Source organism: Burkholderia sp. MSMB1459WGS, assembly GCF_001534535.1.
Lineage (GTDB): Bacteria > Pseudomonadota > Gammaproteobacteria > Burkholderiales > Burkholderiaceae > Burkholderia.
Genome location: NZ_LPMU01000050.1, coordinates 14,098 through 29,345 on the forward strand (window position 1 = coordinate 14,098; position 15,248 = coordinate 29,345).

The window sequence follows — 15,248 nt, forward strand, 5'->3', positions numbered from 1 at the left end:
CGAAACGGGAGTCCCGCTTCGCCATCGCGCGATTCGCGCTCGTTTCATTCGGTTTACTAATTAACACGGCTGCCCCCTTTTTTCCTCGCCCAGTCAGACTTCTCCACCTTCAGGTGGCCGCAATGGCACATGCATGCGGTACGGTGCCCATCCCGCATTCGGCCGCTGCATCCCCCAGCGTCGCCTTACCGCGACGCGACGACCGTCCACAGCTTCGCCAGATCCCCCGATCCGTCGTTACCCTTCACCGTGCGCAGCACCTGGACCGCATGCGCCTTCTGGCCCGCCACGTAGTACGCCTCGCCGAGCCGCAGCCGCGCCGCATCGGGATGCTCGAGCCCGCCCTTCGCGATGACCTGCTCCATCATCGACAGCCCTTGCGCCGCATGGCCCGCGAACACCAGATTCATGCCTGCGTCGATCGGCGCCACCTGATCGGCAGTGTCCGCGCCCGACTGCGCGCGCCTTGCGGCCAGCGCCTGCAGCCGTTTCTCGCGGTCCGCCTGCGCATCCTTGCCGAGCACGCCGGACGCGAAACCCTGGTCGATCACCTGCCGGCCTTCGGCCGGCGTGCCCGCCACCAGCGCGAGCTGCGTCATCTCCATATAGGCGCCGGCCGTCGTCAGCGAGCCCGTCGCTCTGCGCAGCCGGTATATGTCGAGGTCGAGCGACGACAGGTAACCGGGGCTGCCGCGAATCGCCGAGATCATTTCCTCCCAGTACGCGGGGCTCGGATGATAAGCCACCAGCATGCCGAGCGCGCTGCGATACGCACCGGCATCCTTGCTCTTTTGCGCACAGTCCGCCAGCATCTGCAACTGCCCTTCGTCCGGCGCGTGGCCGGCCTTCACCTGTGCGTCCGCGCTTGCCTTCAGCTGGCTCACGACCTGGCCGCAATCGTTCGACAGGTAATACGACTGCGTGAGCAGCGTGCGCATTTCGGGATCCGTGCCCCCCGCCTTCAAGTAGCGCTGCGCGATGCGGATCGCCTGCGGATAGTTCTTCTGCTGGAAGTAGATCCCCGCGAGCGCCGCCGTCGTCCTCTGCTCGTCCTCGCCCGACAGGCGCCCCGAGTTCAGGACGGTTTCGTAGGCCTGCGCGGCCACACCGGTATCGCCGGCCGCCATCGCCGCCGCGCCGCGCGTCGCTTCCACCATGTAGGTTTCATACGGCGTGCGGTTGGGCACGGCGGCCGCCTGCGCGATCTTGCCGAGCGCGTCGCGATACCTGTGCGCGCGATACAGGTCCTGCGCGGCCGCCAGCGGCTTCGCCACATCGGGCCGCAACGCGTCGGCCGTCCACGCCGGCCCGCCGAGCACGCAGGCCGCACCGAGCGCCGTCAGCGCCATCATCCATTTCCATCGTCGCTGGCTCATCGGTTGGCCTGTCCCGTCATTGCATGAACTGCTCGTTGCCGATCAGGCCGATCTTCGTCGCGCCCACACGCTGCGCGGACGCCAGTACGGCCGCCACGTCCTTGTACGGCGCCAGCTTGTTCGCCCGCAGATGGATCTCCGCCTGCACGGGCTCGTGCGCGATCGCCGTCAGTTTCGCCTCGAGTGCCGCGCGATCCGGCACCCGCGCGCCGTTCCACGTCGTCGTACCGTCGAAGTCGATATCGATCTGCACGACCTCCGGCGGTGTGGCGGGCGGCGGTGGGTTGCCCACCGGCAGGTCCATCTTCACCGAATGCATCTGGATCGGGATCGTGATGATCAGCATGATCAACAGCACCAGCATCACGTCGATCAGCGGCGTGGTGTTGATGTCGACCATCACGTCCGGCTCGGCGCCGCCTCCGCCCGAAGGCACGTTCATTCCCATCGTCTGCTCCTGTCGATGCTTGCTCTGATCCCATGCGTCGCCGTCAATCGGAATCGACGCGCGTGCCGTCCCCGTGCAAGGCTAACCACCCCGCGCCGGCGGTTCCGTAATGAACGACACCTTCGCGATGCCTGCCCGCTCGCACATCGTGACGACCCGGCCGATGAACTCGTAGCGCGTGTTCTGGTCACCGCGCACGTGCACGCTCGGCTGCGGCTGCTGCTGCGACACGCCCTTCAGCTTCGCGAGCAACGTCGACGCATCCACCCGTTGTTCACCCCAGAAGAAATCGCCGTCGCGATTCACCGCGATCTCGACGCTCTTCGGCGTGGTCTGCAGCGGCTGCACGACCTCCTTCGGCAGCTGCAGCTGGATCGTGTGCGTGACGACCGGAATCGTGATCAGGAAGATGATCAGCAGCACCAACATCACGTCGACGAGCGGCGTCGTGTTGATGTTCGCGATCACCTCGTCGCTTTCGTCCTGCCCGACGTTCATGCCCATCGCGCGCCTCCGTCAGCCGGTCAGTTCACGAGCGACGCGGCAGGCGACGGCGCGCGAGCGGCACGCTTGCTGCCGGCCAGCAGCACGGTATGCAGCTGGGCGCCGAAGTTGCGGACCCGCTCCATCACCGACTTGTTGCGCCGGACGAGGAAGTTGTAGCCGAGTACGGCAGGCACCGCGACCGCCAGACCGATCGCCGTCATGATCAGTGCCTCGCCCACCGGGCCCGCGACCTTGTCGATCGACGCCTGGCCCGCGATCCCGATCGCCGTCAGCGCGTGATAGATTCCCCACACCGTGCCGAACAGCCCGACGAACGGCGCGGTCGAACCGACCGTCGCCAGGAACGCGAGTCCGTCCTGCATGCGGTTCGACACGTTCGTGATCGAGCGCTCGACGGACACGTCGATCCACGTGTTGCGGTCCACGGCTTCGAGCAATGCCTCGTCGTGATGCTCGCCCGCCTCGATCGCCGTTTCGGCGATGAAGCGGAACGGCGATGCCTCGTCGAGCAGCTTCGCGCCCTCGGCCAGCGACGGCGCGCTCCAGAGTTGCGCGTCCGCAAGCTTCGCGCGGCGGTTCGCCCGCAACTGCTCGACGAACTTCGTGACCATGATGTACCAGCTGCCCATCGACATGATCACGAGCAGGATCAGCACGAAGCGCGCGACGAAGTCGCCGTTCTTCCAGAGTGCCCCCAGCCCGTACGGATTCTCGACTGCTTCGGTCGCGGCCGGCGCCGGCGGCGGGGCCGGCTCGGCGGCGGACGGCGCGGGCGCAGGCGCCGCGGCTTGTGTCGACGCGTCGGGCGCCGCCGTGGATCCGCTCGCCTGCGCGTAAGCGAATTGCGGTGCTACGAGCCCGTCGATTGCAGCGACGGACATCAACAGGCTTGCCGCCAGTGCGGCCAGAGAACGCTTGGTCATACCCCACTCCAATTCTTTCGTTGAACTTACGATTAAGGTTCAAGCCGGTTTTCCCCGGCCCGGCTCTCGCCGGGCCGCCCACTGCATCAATTCAGGTTGAACGAGAACGGCACCTGCACCCTTACCGCCTGGCCTTGCGCCACGCATTTGAACCGCTTCACGGTGTTGTAGGCCGCACGATCGAGCACGGGGTCGGCCGACTGGGCCACGCGTTCGTTCGTGATGTTCCCGTCCGCATCCACGACGAACTCGATCGTCACGTCACCCGTGATGTTGTTTTCCTGCGCTTCCTTCGGATACTGCATCGATGCGCGAATCGTGTCCGAATTCGGGCAGACGACACCCACTTCGTGGCTGACCGGCTTCGCGGGCGCGGGCGCGGGCGGTGCGATGACGGGCGCCTGCACGGCCGGCGCGGACGGCACCGGTGCAGACTGGTGCGTGATCGTCGCCTGCGGCGGCGCCTGCACCGGCACTTCCGGCGGCGGCACGAACGGCGGCGGCGGGGGCGCGAACTTGGGCGGCGGAAGCTTGACGACCGGCATCGGCGGGGGTGGCGGGGGCTTCACCGGCTCGATGATGCGGGTTTCGATCGGATGCTGGATCACCTGCACGACTTTCGTCGCGAGGCCGTTGAGCAATGCGTAGATCAGCACTGCATGCAACAGGAGGACGACTGCGATGCCGCCGAAACGGCGCACCGGATTCTGCTGCTTCTTGCCGAATTCCCGCGGACGCCCTAGCGTGGCCAGTCCGCTGTTCGAAGCAACCAGATGCTCTTCGACTTTCATGCCCACTATCCATCCCCCAAGCGAATCGCCCAGTTTCGCGACGATGGCTGGCCCCGGAACCGGGTCGGTTCCGTCTCCGCCTCACCCCGAAATTTCACTTTCAATGCAATTAGCGATCCAAATCGAAAGAATCGATTTCGGATCCCGATTTACTCAATTTCAAGGAATCGTTTCAACCGCAACGGGATAGCCGCCCTATCCGGCGTCTATTCCGAACCAGCGCATTCAGGCAATTGTCAGCTGCTGCGTCGACACCGGCACTTTTCTCGCGTGACGACTGGATCTTCGTTACACACTGATGTCAGCCGGGCCGTTCGTCTTGGGTGCAGAAGATAGCAAGGAAAAAATTTGGGCGTCAAACTTTATTTGATACTCGAATACAAAGTTTGGAGGCCTTGCTCGAATAACGATTTAGTAAACATTTTCCATCGATTTGGTAATTACTTTGTATGGTTATCGCACCAATCAAGTGCCTCTAAAAAATAATCACCAATTTAGTGCGAAGCACCGAATCGGCGCGTCTGTAATGAGCTCGCCGGATGCGTTTCGCATGTCACATGCACGGATGGAAGCCGATTGGCCGTCGTCATGTGGGCCGGGGCTTGTTCACGCGATGTTCCGACGGGACACCCGTCGCTTATTTATAAGGATTCCAAATAAAAAGAAGGATGCTTTTTCCATCGATCTGATCTACACGATGCTCTGCACACCGAATCTGCTTTCCGATGCCGGAAACCGCTGCATCAGCGTGAATGCGTTGCCCGCCACTTTGCACGCACTGGCACATCCACTTCACCGAGCCCGATGAGACAATGCGCGTGCATGCTTCGTCGATGCACGACCGGCATCGCTCAGGACAGCATCATCCCCTGCATCCGGTGCGAGAAATGCGCCCGCTCGGCAGTCTCCATCAGCATCAGGAATTCGTCCTGCGTCATGTGAATCAGCGCTTCGTGATCGCCGGCCTCGAAATAGACTTCCGGCTGCTGCGCGAGGCGTTCCTCGAGGAACGTCTTCATCCCGTACGCCATGCAGACCGGCGGCAGCGCGCCCATGTCGCAATCCTTGAACAACTCGCGCAATTCGACCTCCCGGGCGAGCACGAGATGGCGTCCCGTCTTCACCCAGAGATCCGACAGGCGCACGGCGTGCGTCGTCGGCAATACGGCGGCGACGTAGCCCTCGGCGTCCTCGAGGAGCACCGTTTTCGCGAGCCGGTCGCCGGGAATATGCGCGGCGGCGGCCGTCTCCATGCTCGTATGACTATAGGGGTGGTACACGATTTCGTACCGCGATGACTTCTGGCGCAGGCAATCCTGCAGGGTGGCTGAGACCGGCATGGCACACCTCGTCTGGGTGAATCGGGCGAACGGCGTTCGCTCCGGATTCGTTCAGCATAGGTCGCATTCGGGCTCAATGGAAACGCCCTCGCGCGACGCCGGTCCCGATGCCCCGGCAACCCGTTCCCCGTCATTTTTCATCTGTGCGCCCGCCCTCGCCGGCATGCGAGATCGAGACCCGAAACGGGCCTGGAAAGCCCCTCGTCTCTGTAGACGAATTTTAGGTAGTGCTACGTACACGCGAACGAGTCGGCAATTTGCCGATGTCGGGAAACCGGACCGTTAGTTGCATTTTTACGAAAAACAACGGGATACCGCCGGGGATGCGCCGTTCAAAAAAGCGAACCCGCGAATGCCCGCCGTCACGCCGGCACGCCATGCCGCCAACAGCTTTCCCGGTGCCCTATACTGAGCCGGCCGCCCCCAATCTCCCGGCGGAAACCGACTCCTGGAGCCATCATGCATTACCAGTTGATCTACGAACTCGTCGACGATTACCTGTCGCGGCGCGACGCGTTCCGTGCGCAGCATCTCGCACTCGCGCAGGCCGCGACCGAGCGCGGCGAACTCGTGCTCGCGGGCGCGCTGGCGGACCCGGCCGACCAGGCCGTGCTCGTGTTCGAAGGCGATTCGCCGGAAGCGGCCGAATCGTTCGCGCGCGCCGATCCGTACGTGCAGAATGGCCTCGTGAAATCGTGGCGCGTGCGGCCGTGGCGCGTCGTGGTCGGCAAGCACGCGCCGCGTCCGGCGTGAAATCGGGCTACAGCCACCCTGCCCGCTTGAAGCGCCACCACAGCGCGAGGTCGGCGACGGCCATCACCGCGATACAGCCGTAGAACCCGTATTTCAGGTGCAGCTCGGGCATGTTCGCAAAGTTCATCCCGTAGATGCCGGCGATCATCGTCGGTATCGCGAACAGCGCGGCGAACGAGCCGAGCCGCTTGGTCACCTCGTTCTCCGCGAGCGAAATCATTCCGAGGTTGACCTGGATCGCGGTCACGACCATCTCGCGGCGCCCTTCGATCGTCTTCACGATCCGCTGCAGATGGTCGTACACGTCGCGGAAGTAGGCCGCCATCCCGCTGCAGACCTCCGGAATGCGCCCGCCGGTGAGCTTCGCGAGCGGCTCCATCAGCGGCGCCGTGTGCTGGTACAGCATCACGAGCCGGCGTTTCAGCGAATAGAGATCCTCGATGATCGCGCGCGAGGACGCGGGCGTCGCCTTCGCGAAGATGCGATCCTCGAGTTCCTCGAGCTCGGTTCCGAGCGTTTCGAGGATCGGGAAATACCGGTCGACGACCTGGTCCATCAACGCGTAGAACACGAACGCCGACCCCTCGCGCAGCAGATGCGGTTCGCGCTCGCAGCGCTTGCGCACGTCGCGAAAATCCTGCTCGGTATGGTTGCGGATCGACAGCACGTAATTCGGGCCGACGAACACGTTCAGCTCGCCGACCTTGAATTCGTCGTCCTCGTCGAGTTCGACCGTATGCAGCACCGCGAACAGCGAATCGCCGTATTCCTCGATCTTCGGCCGCTGATGACCCTTGCGGGCATCCTCCAGCGCCAGCTCGTGCAAGCCGAACTCCTCGCCCATCAGATCGATTTCCTCGGGCGTCGGATCCTTCAGCGCGACCCACACGAAGCATTCGGGCTTCGACACGTAATCGCTGATGGCGGCGATGTCGATATCGGCCAGCTTGCGGCCGTCCTGGTAAGCAGCACAGTTGATCAGCATGTTGTCCCACGATGTTGCAGTTTGCCCATCAGTTTACCGGTTTGCCGCACGGACGGCCCGGCTTGCGCGGCACGCCAATATTGGTCATGATCGTGCTGCGTGCGCCGCAGCACGCGCGTCGGGGCGCGTCGACAGGCCCGCCGGGCCTGCGTTGCGCGATGCACAACGGCCGTGCGGCCGCACCGTCAAGGAGACAGACCTATGTGGTATTTCTCGTGGATACTCGGCATCGGCGTGGCACTCGGCTTCGGCATCATCAACGCGATGTGGCTGGAAGCGGAAGTGTTCTCGCGCGGCGACGCGCGTGGCGACACGTCGCGCCGGAAAGCGGGGGGCCGGTATTCGTGACGCATCTCGTGTTCTTCTGCGGTCACGCCGGCACCGGCAAGACCACGCTCGCGAAGCGGCTCATCGGGCCGCTGATGCGCGCGACCGGCGAGGCATTCTGCCTGCTCGACAAGGACACGCTGTACGGCCGCTACAGCGCGGCCGCGATGGGCGCGCTCACGGACGATCCGAACGACCGCGACAGCCCGCTCTACCTCAAACATCTTCGCGATCCCGAATACCAGGGCCTGCTCGATACGGCCCGTGAAAATCTCGCACTCGGTATCGGCGTGCTCGTCGTCGGCCCGCTGTCGCGTGAAGTGCGCGACCGGCGCATCCTCGATCGCGCGTGGCTCGGCATCGCGCCCGACGTCGCGCTGACGGTCGTATGGGTTCACACGTCGGAAGACGTCGCGCACCAGCGGATCGTCGCGCGCGCCAACCCGAACGATGCGTACAAGCTCGCGCACTGGGACGAATACCGGCAACGCCGCTTCGTGCCGACCGGCCGTGAATGCGACGGCATCGTGATGTTCGACAACACCGCGCCGTCCGATGCGGACATCGACGCGCTGCTGTACCGCATCGTGCCGCCGCCGCAACCCGCGACGATCGTGCCGCCGCTGCCGGCCTGATCGCACGGCCAGGCGCCCTTCCCGATTCCTCAAAAAACAACGCCGGAAGCGCTGCTGCGCTTCCGGCGTCGTACGGCCCTCGTGCCAGAGACTGGCGAATGGTCCCGCAACCTCGGTCAGGCGACCGCGTGCACGCGCTCCATCGTGCCGCCGTCGTACAGCTTGCCGAAGCGGTTCGACAGGAACGCCTTCAGCGACACCTTTTCCTGCGGGATGAAACCGCTCTGCGGCAGCTTCTTTTCGCGGAACAGATCCAGCACCGCGCACATCGCGCCGGCCGTCGTGATCTGGATCGCGCTCATGTGCATCCCGCACACGTCCTTCGCGAAGATCTTGCGCGTGAACACGTCCTGCACCAGCTGGCCGTCCTTCACGCCCGTCACCGTGACGAATACGAGCACGACGTCCTGCTTCGTCGACGGCACCGCGCGACGCATGATCGACTTCAGCGTGTCGCGGTCGGTCGACAGGCGCAGGTCTTCCAGCAGGAACTGGACGAGCTCGCGGTGGCCCGGATAGCGCACCGACTTGTAGTCGAGCGTCTCGACCTTGCCCGACAGCGTTTCGCACAGCGTGCCGAGGCCGCCCGACGTGTTGAACGCTTCGTATTCGGTGCCGTCGAGCGAGAAGTGTTCGAGGCCTTCGAGCGGCTGCACCCATTGCTTGCGGCCGTCGCGGATCGCTTCGCACGGCTGGCAGTATTCGTTGATCAGGCCGTCGACGCTCCACGTGAGGTTGTACTTCAGCGCGTTGGTCGGATATTCGGGCAGCGCGCCGACGCGCATCTTCACGTCGCGCACTTCACTGAAGCCGTTCACGAGCTCGTGCGCGGCGATGCCGATGAAGCCCGGCGCAAGGCCGCACTGCGGCATGAACGCGCGATCGGAGCCGTCGGCCAGTTCGCGGATCGCGTGCGTGGCGCGCACGTCCTCGGTCAGGTCGAAGTAGTGAACGCCGGCAGCCTTCGCGGCGGCGGCCACGTTGACCGCGAGATAGTACGGCAGCGCGTTGACGAGCGCATCGAAACCCTTCACTGCTTCGCGAATCGCATTCGCGTCGGCCGAATCGACCCGCTGCGTCGCGATGCCTTCGCGCGACAGCTTCGCGAGCGCATCCGCGTCGCGGTCGAACGCGACGACTTCGTAGTCCCCCGTTTCACGCAGCATGTGAGCAATGGTGTGGCCGATCAGACCTGCGCCGACGATGGCGATTTTCATGCGCTTATCTCCTGATGATGGGTTTGGTGTTGTGGACGGCGTCGAGCCATGCACACAGTGTAGGGACGCTCAAAATCAGTTCCAAGACGAAGAATGATGCGAAACGACCGATAATTTCGACGTTATGACGATGTATTTCGCCGAAATGACATACTCATTCAAGAAGCGCCTAAAAAAGGCGTAGCGGTGCTGTCGCAAACCGGTCGTTAGCGGTTGCACGTTGCAACGACGAAGACGAGGACGCACGGCGTGGCACCGGACACACGAACAGCCCATGCGTCGGATGCGGCGCGCCGGTCGACGCGGAATGCGAAAGGAGATTCGGGAGAGATGCGCGAAGTGCGCGAAAGGATGATGGCGGAAACCCGTGCCGATCACGACGTACAGCAAAGGTCAAGACGAATGCGTGCGGGCATGCACCCGACGCCAGGCCGGGCGCCCGCGACGCCACCCAATCCGCACCACGCTCGCGCGGTCGTGCGCGGCGCGGCATGCGACCGGTCAGCCGCCGATCGTCCCGCGATCGATCTTGCGCGACAGGATGATCGACGTCGTCGTGCGCTCGACGCCTTCGAGCGTGCCGATCTGGTCGAGCAGATCGTTGAGCCGTTCGGGCGAATCGGCGCGCAGCCACGCGACATAGTCGTACTCGCCGCTCACCGCGCACAGCAGCTGGACTTCCGGCATCCGGTCGAGCTTGCGCAATACGTCCTTGCCGAACTTCGGCGTGAGGATGATGCCGACGTACGCATAGATGCTGGCGTCGAGCACGTCCTGCCCCAGTCGCACGCTGTACCCGGCGATCACGTTGGTGCGTTCGAGACGCGCGATCCGTGCGACGACCGTCGTGCGCGCCACGTCGAGCTGGCGCGCGAGATCCGCGACGCTGGCGCGCGCATCGGCTTGCAGCAGCGCGACGAGTTGCCGGTCGAGATCGTCGAGTTGGTCGAGGCGGGGTGGACGCATGACGCTGGGCCGGTACGCATGTGCCGGCAGAGTGGAAAGTGACGGGATGATAGCGCCGAACGCCGGCGCGCCCAACCGGCATGGCCCGGATTCGAACCTTTCGATTTCGATTCGTATCGGATGTAAGCAAGTGTCGCATTCGCTGCCGCACTGCATGCAACGTGCTACTAATAGCGGGCGACGCGAGATGCGCGCTGGCGGCGATGGCCGCCGCGCCCGCTCGCAAGACACCACCCCGGAGAGCCAACCATGAAGAAAATCTCGCTCACCCTCGCTACGCTCGTCGTTGCAGCCAGCGCGTTCGCGCAAACCCCGGCGCAGCCGCAAGCGCCCGCCCAGGTGCCGGCCATGACGGCCGCCGCGTCGGCCCCGAGCGCCGAACAGCGCGCGGCACGCCACGAAGCGCGCATCGAGCAGCGCATCAAGTACCTGCACGACCAGTTGAAGATCACGTCGGCGCAGGAGCCGCAATGGAAGACGTTCGCCGATACGATGCGCGACAACGGCGCAACGATGGGCCGCCTCTACGGCGAACGGATGGCCAAGCACGACGTGTCCGCGCTCGACGACATGAAGCAGTACGCGGAACTGTCGCAGGCGAACGCCGACGGTGCAAAGAAGCTCGCCGACGCCTTCGCGCCGCTCTACGAGAGCTTCCCGGCCGAACAGAAGGCGCTGGCCGACACGACCTTCCGCAACTGGCTGCACCACGGCGGCGAGCACCGCGGCAAGGGCAAGACGAAGGGCAAGGAAGGCAGCGCAGCCGCCGCGCCGGCCGCGAGCGCACCCGCGCAGCCCTGACGCCCTCCCCGTCGGCGCCGTGCCGGCTCGTCCGGGCCGAACGGCGCCGCGCCCCCGGCGGCATCGGCGCGTCACACGGCGCGCCGAATTCGGGATAAGCTCCCGGCTTTTCCCGCTTTCCCGCCCTTCCCCGCCATGCTCGAACTCAAGCAACTCGATCTGCGTACCGATCCGCAGGCCCGTCGCGTCGTCAAGGACGAAACCGTCGCCGTGTCCTTCGCGGAGGCCGACGGCGAACTGATGAGCCTCGAAGGCCCGAACCGTTATGGTGTGGGCGACGCGCTGATCACCGGCTCGACCGGCGACCGCTGGGTCGTGTCGCGCGCGCGCTTCGACGCCAAATACCTGCCCGCCGATCCGGCGCTCGCGCACGGCGCGCCGGGCGCTTACCGCAATCGGCCGACCGTCGTGCTCGCACGCCGGATGGACGAACCGTTTACGATCGCCCGCTCGGAGAACGGCGACACGCTGCGCGGCGTCGCGGGCGACTGGGTGATGCAATACGCGCCCGGCGACTACGGCGTCGTGCAGGCGCAGCGCTTCGCTCAGGTCTATCGCGACGCGTAATGCACCCGCGTAATGCACCGCACCGGCCCGGGGCCGGCGCCGCCGCTCACGCAAAGTCTTCGTCGAGTTCGAGTTCCGCCTCGCGTTCGACGGCCTCGCCGGCCGCGTGCCGCTCTTCGAGCGATCCGAGCATCGCTTCCGTATATGCATGCAGCACCGCATGGCTGCGCGCGCGCTGCATCGGCTTGAGCGCCAGGTAGCGCGCGAGCGCGGCCGGCACGATCCGGATGTCGAGCGTCATCCGCTTCGGCGTCGCGCCGAAACGCATCGCCAGCCAGTGCACGGACAGGAAGCGCCCGCGCGCGTCGCTGCTTTCGGCGAAGCGCGTCTGCTCCGGAAACAGATCGCAGATCACACGCGCGAGCGCGTCGAATTCCGCGCTCCGGCATTCGATCAGATAGTCGTCCACTCCGTCTCTCCCGTCAGGCCGCCGCACGCGACGGCCGGCACGCCTTCACCAGCACGATCGCCAGGATCGCGGCCAGCACGACATACGCGGCCTCGACCCACGCGGCCGGCAGCACGCGCACCTGGTACAGCAGCGCCGGCGTCGCCGCGAGCGCATGCAGCACGATCGCGAGCGGCAACACGGCCATTCGGCCTGCCCGCACGCCGCGCCATACCAGCACCGACAGCGCCAGTTGCACCGCGAACGCCGCGCAGCGTTCGAGCAGCAACAGCAGGATCGACTGGACCGACAGCGTCGCGAGCATCATGTGCAGCCGCACGACGGTGTCGACCGGCAGGTCGGACAATTGCGCCTCGAGCTGGCCGCGGCTCGCGAGCCACCCGAGATACGACCACTGGCCCCACACGAGCACGCCGACGAACCACGCTTCGGCGCCGCCGTGGCCGATCCCGTAGCCGATGCCGCGCCCATCGCCGTCCGATGCGCCATAGCGGCGGTTCAGGACACGCATCCCGAGATAGCGGCCGACTTCCTCGAACACGGCGGTCGCGAACACGCTGTACGCGACGAACGCGAGCGGCTGCGTGAGCCAGCCGTCCTCGGGCGTGTGGCTCAGCACGAGCCCATGGAACGCGCGCTCGAGGATCATGGCAAACAGCGTGAAGACGGCGACGCCGACGATCGTGTCGCGGCGATTGAGCGCAAGCGGCTTGCGCAGGATGCGGTAGAGGACGAGCGGCAGCAGCGCGATGATCAGCGTGGCGGCGATCAGCGCCGCCAGCGTGACGGGAGCGACAGTCATGTATTTCCTTGGTTCGAGGCAGCGCACCTGATGCGCCGCGTGCCCCGAATGATACTCAGCTTGCGGTCGACGCGCGCGCAATCAGCTCGCCGGGCAGCATCGCGACGCGCACGTCGCCCGCCGCGCCGTCGATCCGCTCGTGCACGAATTCGACGGCCTTGTAGCCGATTTCGTAGGTGGGCTGGCGGATCGTCGTGATGCCGATCAGCTCGGCCCACTCCGGATCGTCGATCGACAGCAGCGCCGCCTGCTGCTGCCACGCGGCGCCGAAGCGCGCGCGCAGGTGGCGCGCGATCGCCAGCGCGACCGGCGCATTCGCGGCGAACAGCGCCGCGCGCACGCCGCGCCGGGCCGCGTGATCGATGCGGGCATCGACGTCGGCGAGCGCCGCCGCAGCCGCGTCGGGGGCGTTCAGGTCGAGCACGACCGTCGACGGCACCGCCAGCCCGCGCGCCGCCAGCGCCGCGCGGAACGCGGCCTCGCGCACGCGCCGCGAGCTGACGCGCTCGAACGGCTGCACGACGAAATGGATCGCGTCGAAACCGCGTTCAACCAGATGCGCGAGCGCCGTCTCGATCGCGTCGTCGTTGTCGAGGCCGATCAGGTCGGCCTCGAAGCCCTCGACCGTGCGATCGACGAGCACGGCCGGAATGCCCGCGCCGCGCAACGGGCGCAGCACGTCTTCGTCGGCGCCGAGCGCGTTGACGATCAGCCCTTCGACGCGGTAGGTCGTGAGCAGTTGCAGGAAGCGGCGCTCCATCTCGACTTCGTTCGCCGCGTGACAGATGAGCGGCATGTAGCCGAGCGCATGGCACGCGGCCTCGACGCCCTGCAGCACTTCGACGGTGTAAGGATTGGTCAGGTCGGCCGCGAGCATGCCGAGCAGCCGGTTGCGGCCGCGCTTGAGCCCGCGCGCCATCTGGTTCGGCCGGTAGTTGAGCCGCGCGATGGCCGCTTCGATCCGCTGGCGCAGATCGACGGACAGCACATGCGTCTCGCCGTTCAGGTAGCGCGAAACGCTGGTCTTGCCCGTGCCGGCCTCGCGCGCGACGTCGCTGATCGTCGCCGGACGCGTCGTGGAAGGTTGCGAATCGGTCACTGTCGTGCCTCGCGACGTACGATCCGCGCCGCTTCGTGAGCAGACGGACCATTGTTGTTGGAAACGTAAGCCAACCGGCGGCCTCCCCTGTCCTGGCGCATCGGCGCCTGCGCCGGCCCGGTGCTTCGCGCTCGCGCAGCGCCCGCCAGTCGCGTGCTACGGCAGTCGGCCGCACCGGAGCCGGCGCGGATGCCCGTCGCCCGACGCCGCCGGCCGCACGGCCGGCCGTCGATGCGACGAGAGCGGGCGATCATAACGCAGCCGGCCCGCCGGCACCAAGACCATCGACTCTAACGGCGCCGGCGCCGCGCCAGCCGGTTGCCGGAGGCAGTTCAGGCGTGCGCCAGCGCATCCGGATTGACGAGATTCGTGCGCAGCGTGCCGGCCAGCGCGCCGACCAGGTTTTCCGCGGCGCAGCGCGCCATCGCATGGCGCGTCTCGTGCGTCGCCGAGCCGATATGCGGCAGCGCGACGACGTTCTTCATCTGCAGCAGCGGCGAATCCGTCGGCAGCGGCTCCTTCTCGAACACGTCGAGCCCCGCGCCGCGGATCGTCCCCGAACGCAGCGCGTCGATCAGCGCGGCTTCGTCGACGACGGACCCGCGCGACGCGTTGATCAGGATCGCACTGCGCTTCATCTTCGCGAATTCGGGCGCGCCGATCAGGTGGCGCGTGTCGGGCGACAGCGGCACCTGCAGACACACGAAATCCGACTGCGCGAGCAGCGCGTCGAGCGTCACGCGCCGGGCGCCGTACTGCGTCTCGGCCTCGGCATGCGCGGACCGGTTCGCGTACAGCACCTGCATCCGGAAGCCGAGCGCCGCGCGCCGCGCGACCGCGCCGCCGATCCGCCCGAGCCCGACGATGCCGAGCGTCTTGCCCTGCACGTCGGTGCCGTACAGGTCCGGGCCGATGCTGCGATGCCAGTGGCCGGCCTTCACCCATTCGGCCAGTTCGACCACGCGCCGTGCGGAGGCCAGGATCAGCGAAAACACCGTATCGGCCGTCGACTCGGTCAGCACGTCCGGCGTATGCGCGAGCACGATGCCTCGCCGCGTGAGATCGGCGACGTCGAAGTTGTCGTAGCCGACCGAGATCGTCGACCACGCCTTCAGCCGCGGCGCGCGGTCGAGCATTTGCGGCGTGACCTTCAGGCTCGCGCCGATCGCGCCGTCCGCGTCGCCGAGCGCAACGGCGAGCGCGTCGGCGCCGTCGGCCTGCACGACCTCCGCATGCTCGCGCAGGTACGCGAGAACGTCATCGGGCAGCGGCTTGTACGCGACGATACGGGGCTTCATCGTT

The 15,248-nt window shown here is 66.1% G+C and carries 18 protein-coding genes; 5 read left to right on the forward strand and 13 right to left on the reverse strand.

Annotation, left to right across the window (positions count from 1 at the left end; translation table 11 throughout):
• Window positions 1-185: 185 nt before the first annotated feature.
• The 6 genes from WT97_RS19080 to WT97_RS19105 form a co-directional block, all read right to left on the reverse strand.
• On the reverse strand, window positions 186-1,376 hold the full coding sequence (locus tag WT97_RS19080) for a lipopolysaccharide assembly protein LapB (RefSeq protein WP_060354118.1): 1,191 nt from the start codon (window positions 1,374-1,376) through the stop codon (window positions 186-188).
• Window positions 1,377-1,392: 16 nt separating this feature from the next.
• Window positions 1,393-1,824, reverse strand: a complete 432-nt coding sequence (locus WT97_RS19085; RefSeq protein ID WP_059498878.1) for a biopolymer transporter ExbD — start codon at window positions 1,822-1,824, stop codon at window positions 1,393-1,395.
• Between the two features lie 81 nt (window positions 1,825-1,905).
• The gene (locus WT97_RS19090) at window positions 1,906-2,328 is read right to left on the reverse strand and encodes a biopolymer transporter ExbD (protein ID WP_034207364.1); all 423 of its coding nucleotides are present in this window, start codon (window positions 2,326-2,328) and stop codon (window positions 1,906-1,908) included.
• Between the two features lie 20 nt (window positions 2,329-2,348).
• The gene (locus WT97_RS19095) at window positions 2,349-3,254 is read right to left on the reverse strand and encodes a MotA/TolQ/ExbB proton channel family protein (RefSeq protein WP_060354119.1); all 906 of its coding nucleotides are present in this window, start codon (window positions 3,252-3,254) and stop codon (window positions 2,349-2,351) included.
• A gap of 86 nt (window positions 3,255-3,340) precedes the next feature.
• Window positions 3,341-4,045 (reverse strand): energy transducer TonB, encoded by a 705-nt coding sequence (locus WT97_RS19100; RefSeq protein WP_059498876.1) that lies wholly within the window; start codon window positions 4,043-4,045, stop codon window positions 3,341-3,343.
• 851 nt (window positions 4,046-4,896) lie between these two features.
• On the reverse strand, window positions 4,897-5,385 hold the full coding sequence (locus tag WT97_RS19105) for an aminoacyl-tRNA deacylase (RefSeq protein WP_059498875.1): 489 nt from the start codon (window positions 5,383-5,385) through the stop codon (window positions 4,897-4,899).
• A 459-nt stretch (window positions 5,386-5,844) separates the two neighbouring features.
• Here WT97_RS19105 and WT97_RS19110 point away from each other — a divergent pair, with 459 nt between their 5' ends.
• On the forward strand, window positions 5,845-6,138 hold the full coding sequence (locus tag WT97_RS19110) for a YciI-like protein (protein WP_059498874.1): 294 nt from the start codon (window positions 5,845-5,847) through the stop codon (window positions 6,136-6,138).
• A 7-nt stretch (window positions 6,139-6,145) separates the two neighbouring features.
• On the opposite strand, the gene corA is transcribed toward WT97_RS19110, so the two are convergent.
• Window positions 6,146-7,123 (reverse strand): magnesium/cobalt transporter CorA, encoded by a 978-nt coding sequence (gene corA, locus WT97_RS19115; RefSeq protein WP_059795567.1) that lies wholly within the window; start codon window positions 7,121-7,123, stop codon window positions 6,146-6,148.
• A 201-nt stretch (window positions 7,124-7,324) separates the two neighbouring features.
• Here corA and cydX point away from each other — a divergent pair, with 201 nt between their 5' ends.
• Complete coding sequence (cydX, locus tag WT97_RS33120) at window positions 7,325-7,471, forward strand: cytochrome bd-I oxidase subunit CydX (RefSeq protein ID WP_082742323.1); 147 nt, start codon at window positions 7,325-7,327, stop codon at window positions 7,469-7,471.
• Window positions 7,468-8,085, forward strand: a complete 618-nt coding sequence (locus tag WT97_RS19120) for an ATP-binding protein (RefSeq protein WP_060354120.1) — start codon at window positions 7,468-7,470, stop codon at window positions 8,083-8,085. The genes cydX and WT97_RS19120 overlap by 4 nt, the downstream gene beginning before the upstream one ends.
• A 116-nt stretch (window positions 8,086-8,201) precedes the next feature.
• On the opposite strand, the gene WT97_RS19125 is transcribed toward WT97_RS19120, so the two are convergent.
• Both WT97_RS19125 and WT97_RS19130 read right to left on the reverse strand, forming a co-directional pair.
• The gene (locus WT97_RS19125; protein WP_006481527.1) at window positions 8,202-9,302 is read right to left on the reverse strand and encodes a saccharopine dehydrogenase family protein; all 1,101 of its coding nucleotides are present in this window, start codon (window positions 9,300-9,302) and stop codon (window positions 8,202-8,204) included.
• Window positions 9,303-9,803: 501 nt separating this feature from the next.
• Window positions 9,804-10,268, reverse strand: a complete 465-nt coding sequence (locus tag WT97_RS19130) for an Lrp/AsnC family transcriptional regulator (protein WP_006481526.1) — start codon at window positions 10,266-10,268, stop codon at window positions 9,804-9,806.
• Between the two features lie 249 nt (window positions 10,269-10,517).
• On the opposite strand from WT97_RS19130, the gene WT97_RS19135 reads away from it, so the two are divergent.
• Both WT97_RS19135 and WT97_RS19140 read left to right on the forward strand, forming a co-directional pair.
• Complete coding sequence (locus WT97_RS19135) at window positions 10,518-11,069, forward strand: Spy/CpxP family protein refolding chaperone (RefSeq protein ID WP_060354121.1); 552 nt, start codon at window positions 10,518-10,520, stop codon at window positions 11,067-11,069.
• Between the two features lie 135 nt (window positions 11,070-11,204).
• Entirely contained in the window at window positions 11,205-11,636 is a 432-nt protein-coding gene (locus WT97_RS19140) for a PGDYG domain-containing protein (protein WP_060354122.1), read from the forward strand.
• Between the two features lie 46 nt (window positions 11,637-11,682).
• On the opposite strand, the gene WT97_RS19145 is transcribed toward WT97_RS19140, so the two are convergent.
• The 4 genes from WT97_RS19145 to WT97_RS19160 all read right to left on the reverse strand — a co-directional run bounded on the left by WT97_RS19145 (window position 11,683) and on the right by WT97_RS19160 (window position 15,244).
• On the reverse strand, window positions 11,683-12,045 hold the full coding sequence (locus WT97_RS19145; protein WP_059498869.1) for a DUF3022 domain-containing protein: 363 nt from the start codon (window positions 12,043-12,045) through the stop codon (window positions 11,683-11,685).
• A 13-nt stretch (window positions 12,046-12,058) separates the two neighbouring features.
• Window positions 12,059-12,847: a YhfC family intramembrane metalloprotease gene (locus WT97_RS19150; RefSeq protein WP_059498868.1), complete on the reverse strand. Its 789-nt coding sequence runs from the start codon at window positions 12,845-12,847 to the stop codon at window positions 12,059-12,061.
• A gap of 55 nt (window positions 12,848-12,902) precedes the next feature.
• Window positions 12,903-13,946, reverse strand: coding sequence for a LacI family DNA-binding transcriptional regulator (locus WT97_RS19155; RefSeq protein ID WP_059795573.1), 1,044 nt, complete (start codon window positions 13,944-13,946; stop codon window positions 12,903-12,905).
• 332 nt (window positions 13,947-14,278) lie between these two features.
• Window positions 14,279-15,244, reverse strand: a complete 966-nt coding sequence (locus WT97_RS19160; RefSeq protein WP_060354148.1) for a D-glycerate dehydrogenase — start codon at window positions 15,242-15,244, stop codon at window positions 14,279-14,281.
• Window positions 15,245-15,248: the final 4 nt, after the last annotated feature.

Excerpts from the sequence above, each read along its gene's own strand:
- WT97_RS19150 (WP_059498868.1), bottom strand. The coding sequence starts at position 12,847 with ATGACTGTCGCTCCCGTCACGCTGGCGGCGCTGATCGCCGCCACGCTG.
- WT97_RS19105 (WP_059498875.1), bottom strand. The coding sequence starts at position 5,385 with ATGCCGGTCTCAGCCACCCTGCAGGATTGCCTGCGCCAGAAGTCATCG.
- cydX (WP_082742323.1), top strand. The coding sequence starts at position 7,325 with ATGTGGTATTTCTCGTGGATACTCGGCATCGGCGTGGCACTCGGCTTC.
- WT97_RS19160 (WP_060354148.1), bottom strand. The coding sequence starts at position 15,244 with ATGAAGCCCCGTATCGTCGCGTACAAGCCGCTGCCCGATGACGTTCTC.
- WT97_RS19135 (WP_060354121.1), top strand. The coding sequence starts at position 10,518 with ATGAAGAAAATCTCGCTCACCCTCGCTACGCTCGTCGTTGCAGCCAGC.
- WT97_RS19140 (WP_060354122.1), top strand. The coding sequence starts at position 11,205 with ATGCTCGAACTCAAGCAACTCGATCTGCGTACCGATCCGCAGGCCCGT.
- WT97_RS19125 (WP_006481527.1), bottom strand. The coding sequence starts at position 9,302 with ATGAAAATCGCCATCGTCGGCGCAGGTCTGATCGGCCACACCATTGCT.
- WT97_RS19080 (WP_060354118.1), bottom strand. The coding sequence starts at position 1,376 with ATGAGCCAGCGACGATGGAAATGGATGATGGCGCTGACGGCGCTCGGT.
- corA (WP_059795567.1), bottom strand. The coding sequence starts at position 7,123 with ATGCTGATCAACTGTGCTGCTTACCAGGACGGCCGCAAGCTGGCCGAT.
- WT97_RS19100 (WP_059498876.1), bottom strand. The coding sequence starts at position 4,045 with ATGAAAGTCGAAGAGCATCTGGTTGCTTCGAACAGCGGACTGGCCACG.
- WT97_RS19095 (WP_060354119.1), bottom strand. The coding sequence starts at position 3,254 with ATGACCAAGCGTTCTCTGGCCGCACTGGCGGCAAGCCTGTTGATGTCC.
- WT97_RS19130 (WP_006481526.1), bottom strand. The coding sequence starts at position 10,268 with ATGCGTCCACCCCGCCTCGACCAACTCGACGATCTCGACCGGCAACTC.
- WT97_RS19090 (WP_034207364.1), bottom strand. The coding sequence starts at position 2,328 with ATGGGCATGAACGTCGGGCAGGACGAAAGCGACGAGGTGATCGCGAAC.
- WT97_RS19110 (WP_059498874.1), top strand. The coding sequence starts at position 5,845 with ATGCATTACCAGTTGATCTACGAACTCGTCGACGATTACCTGTCGCGG.
- WT97_RS19085 (WP_059498878.1), bottom strand. The coding sequence starts at position 1,824 with ATGGGAATGAACGTGCCTTCGGGCGGAGGCGGCGCCGAGCCGGACGTG.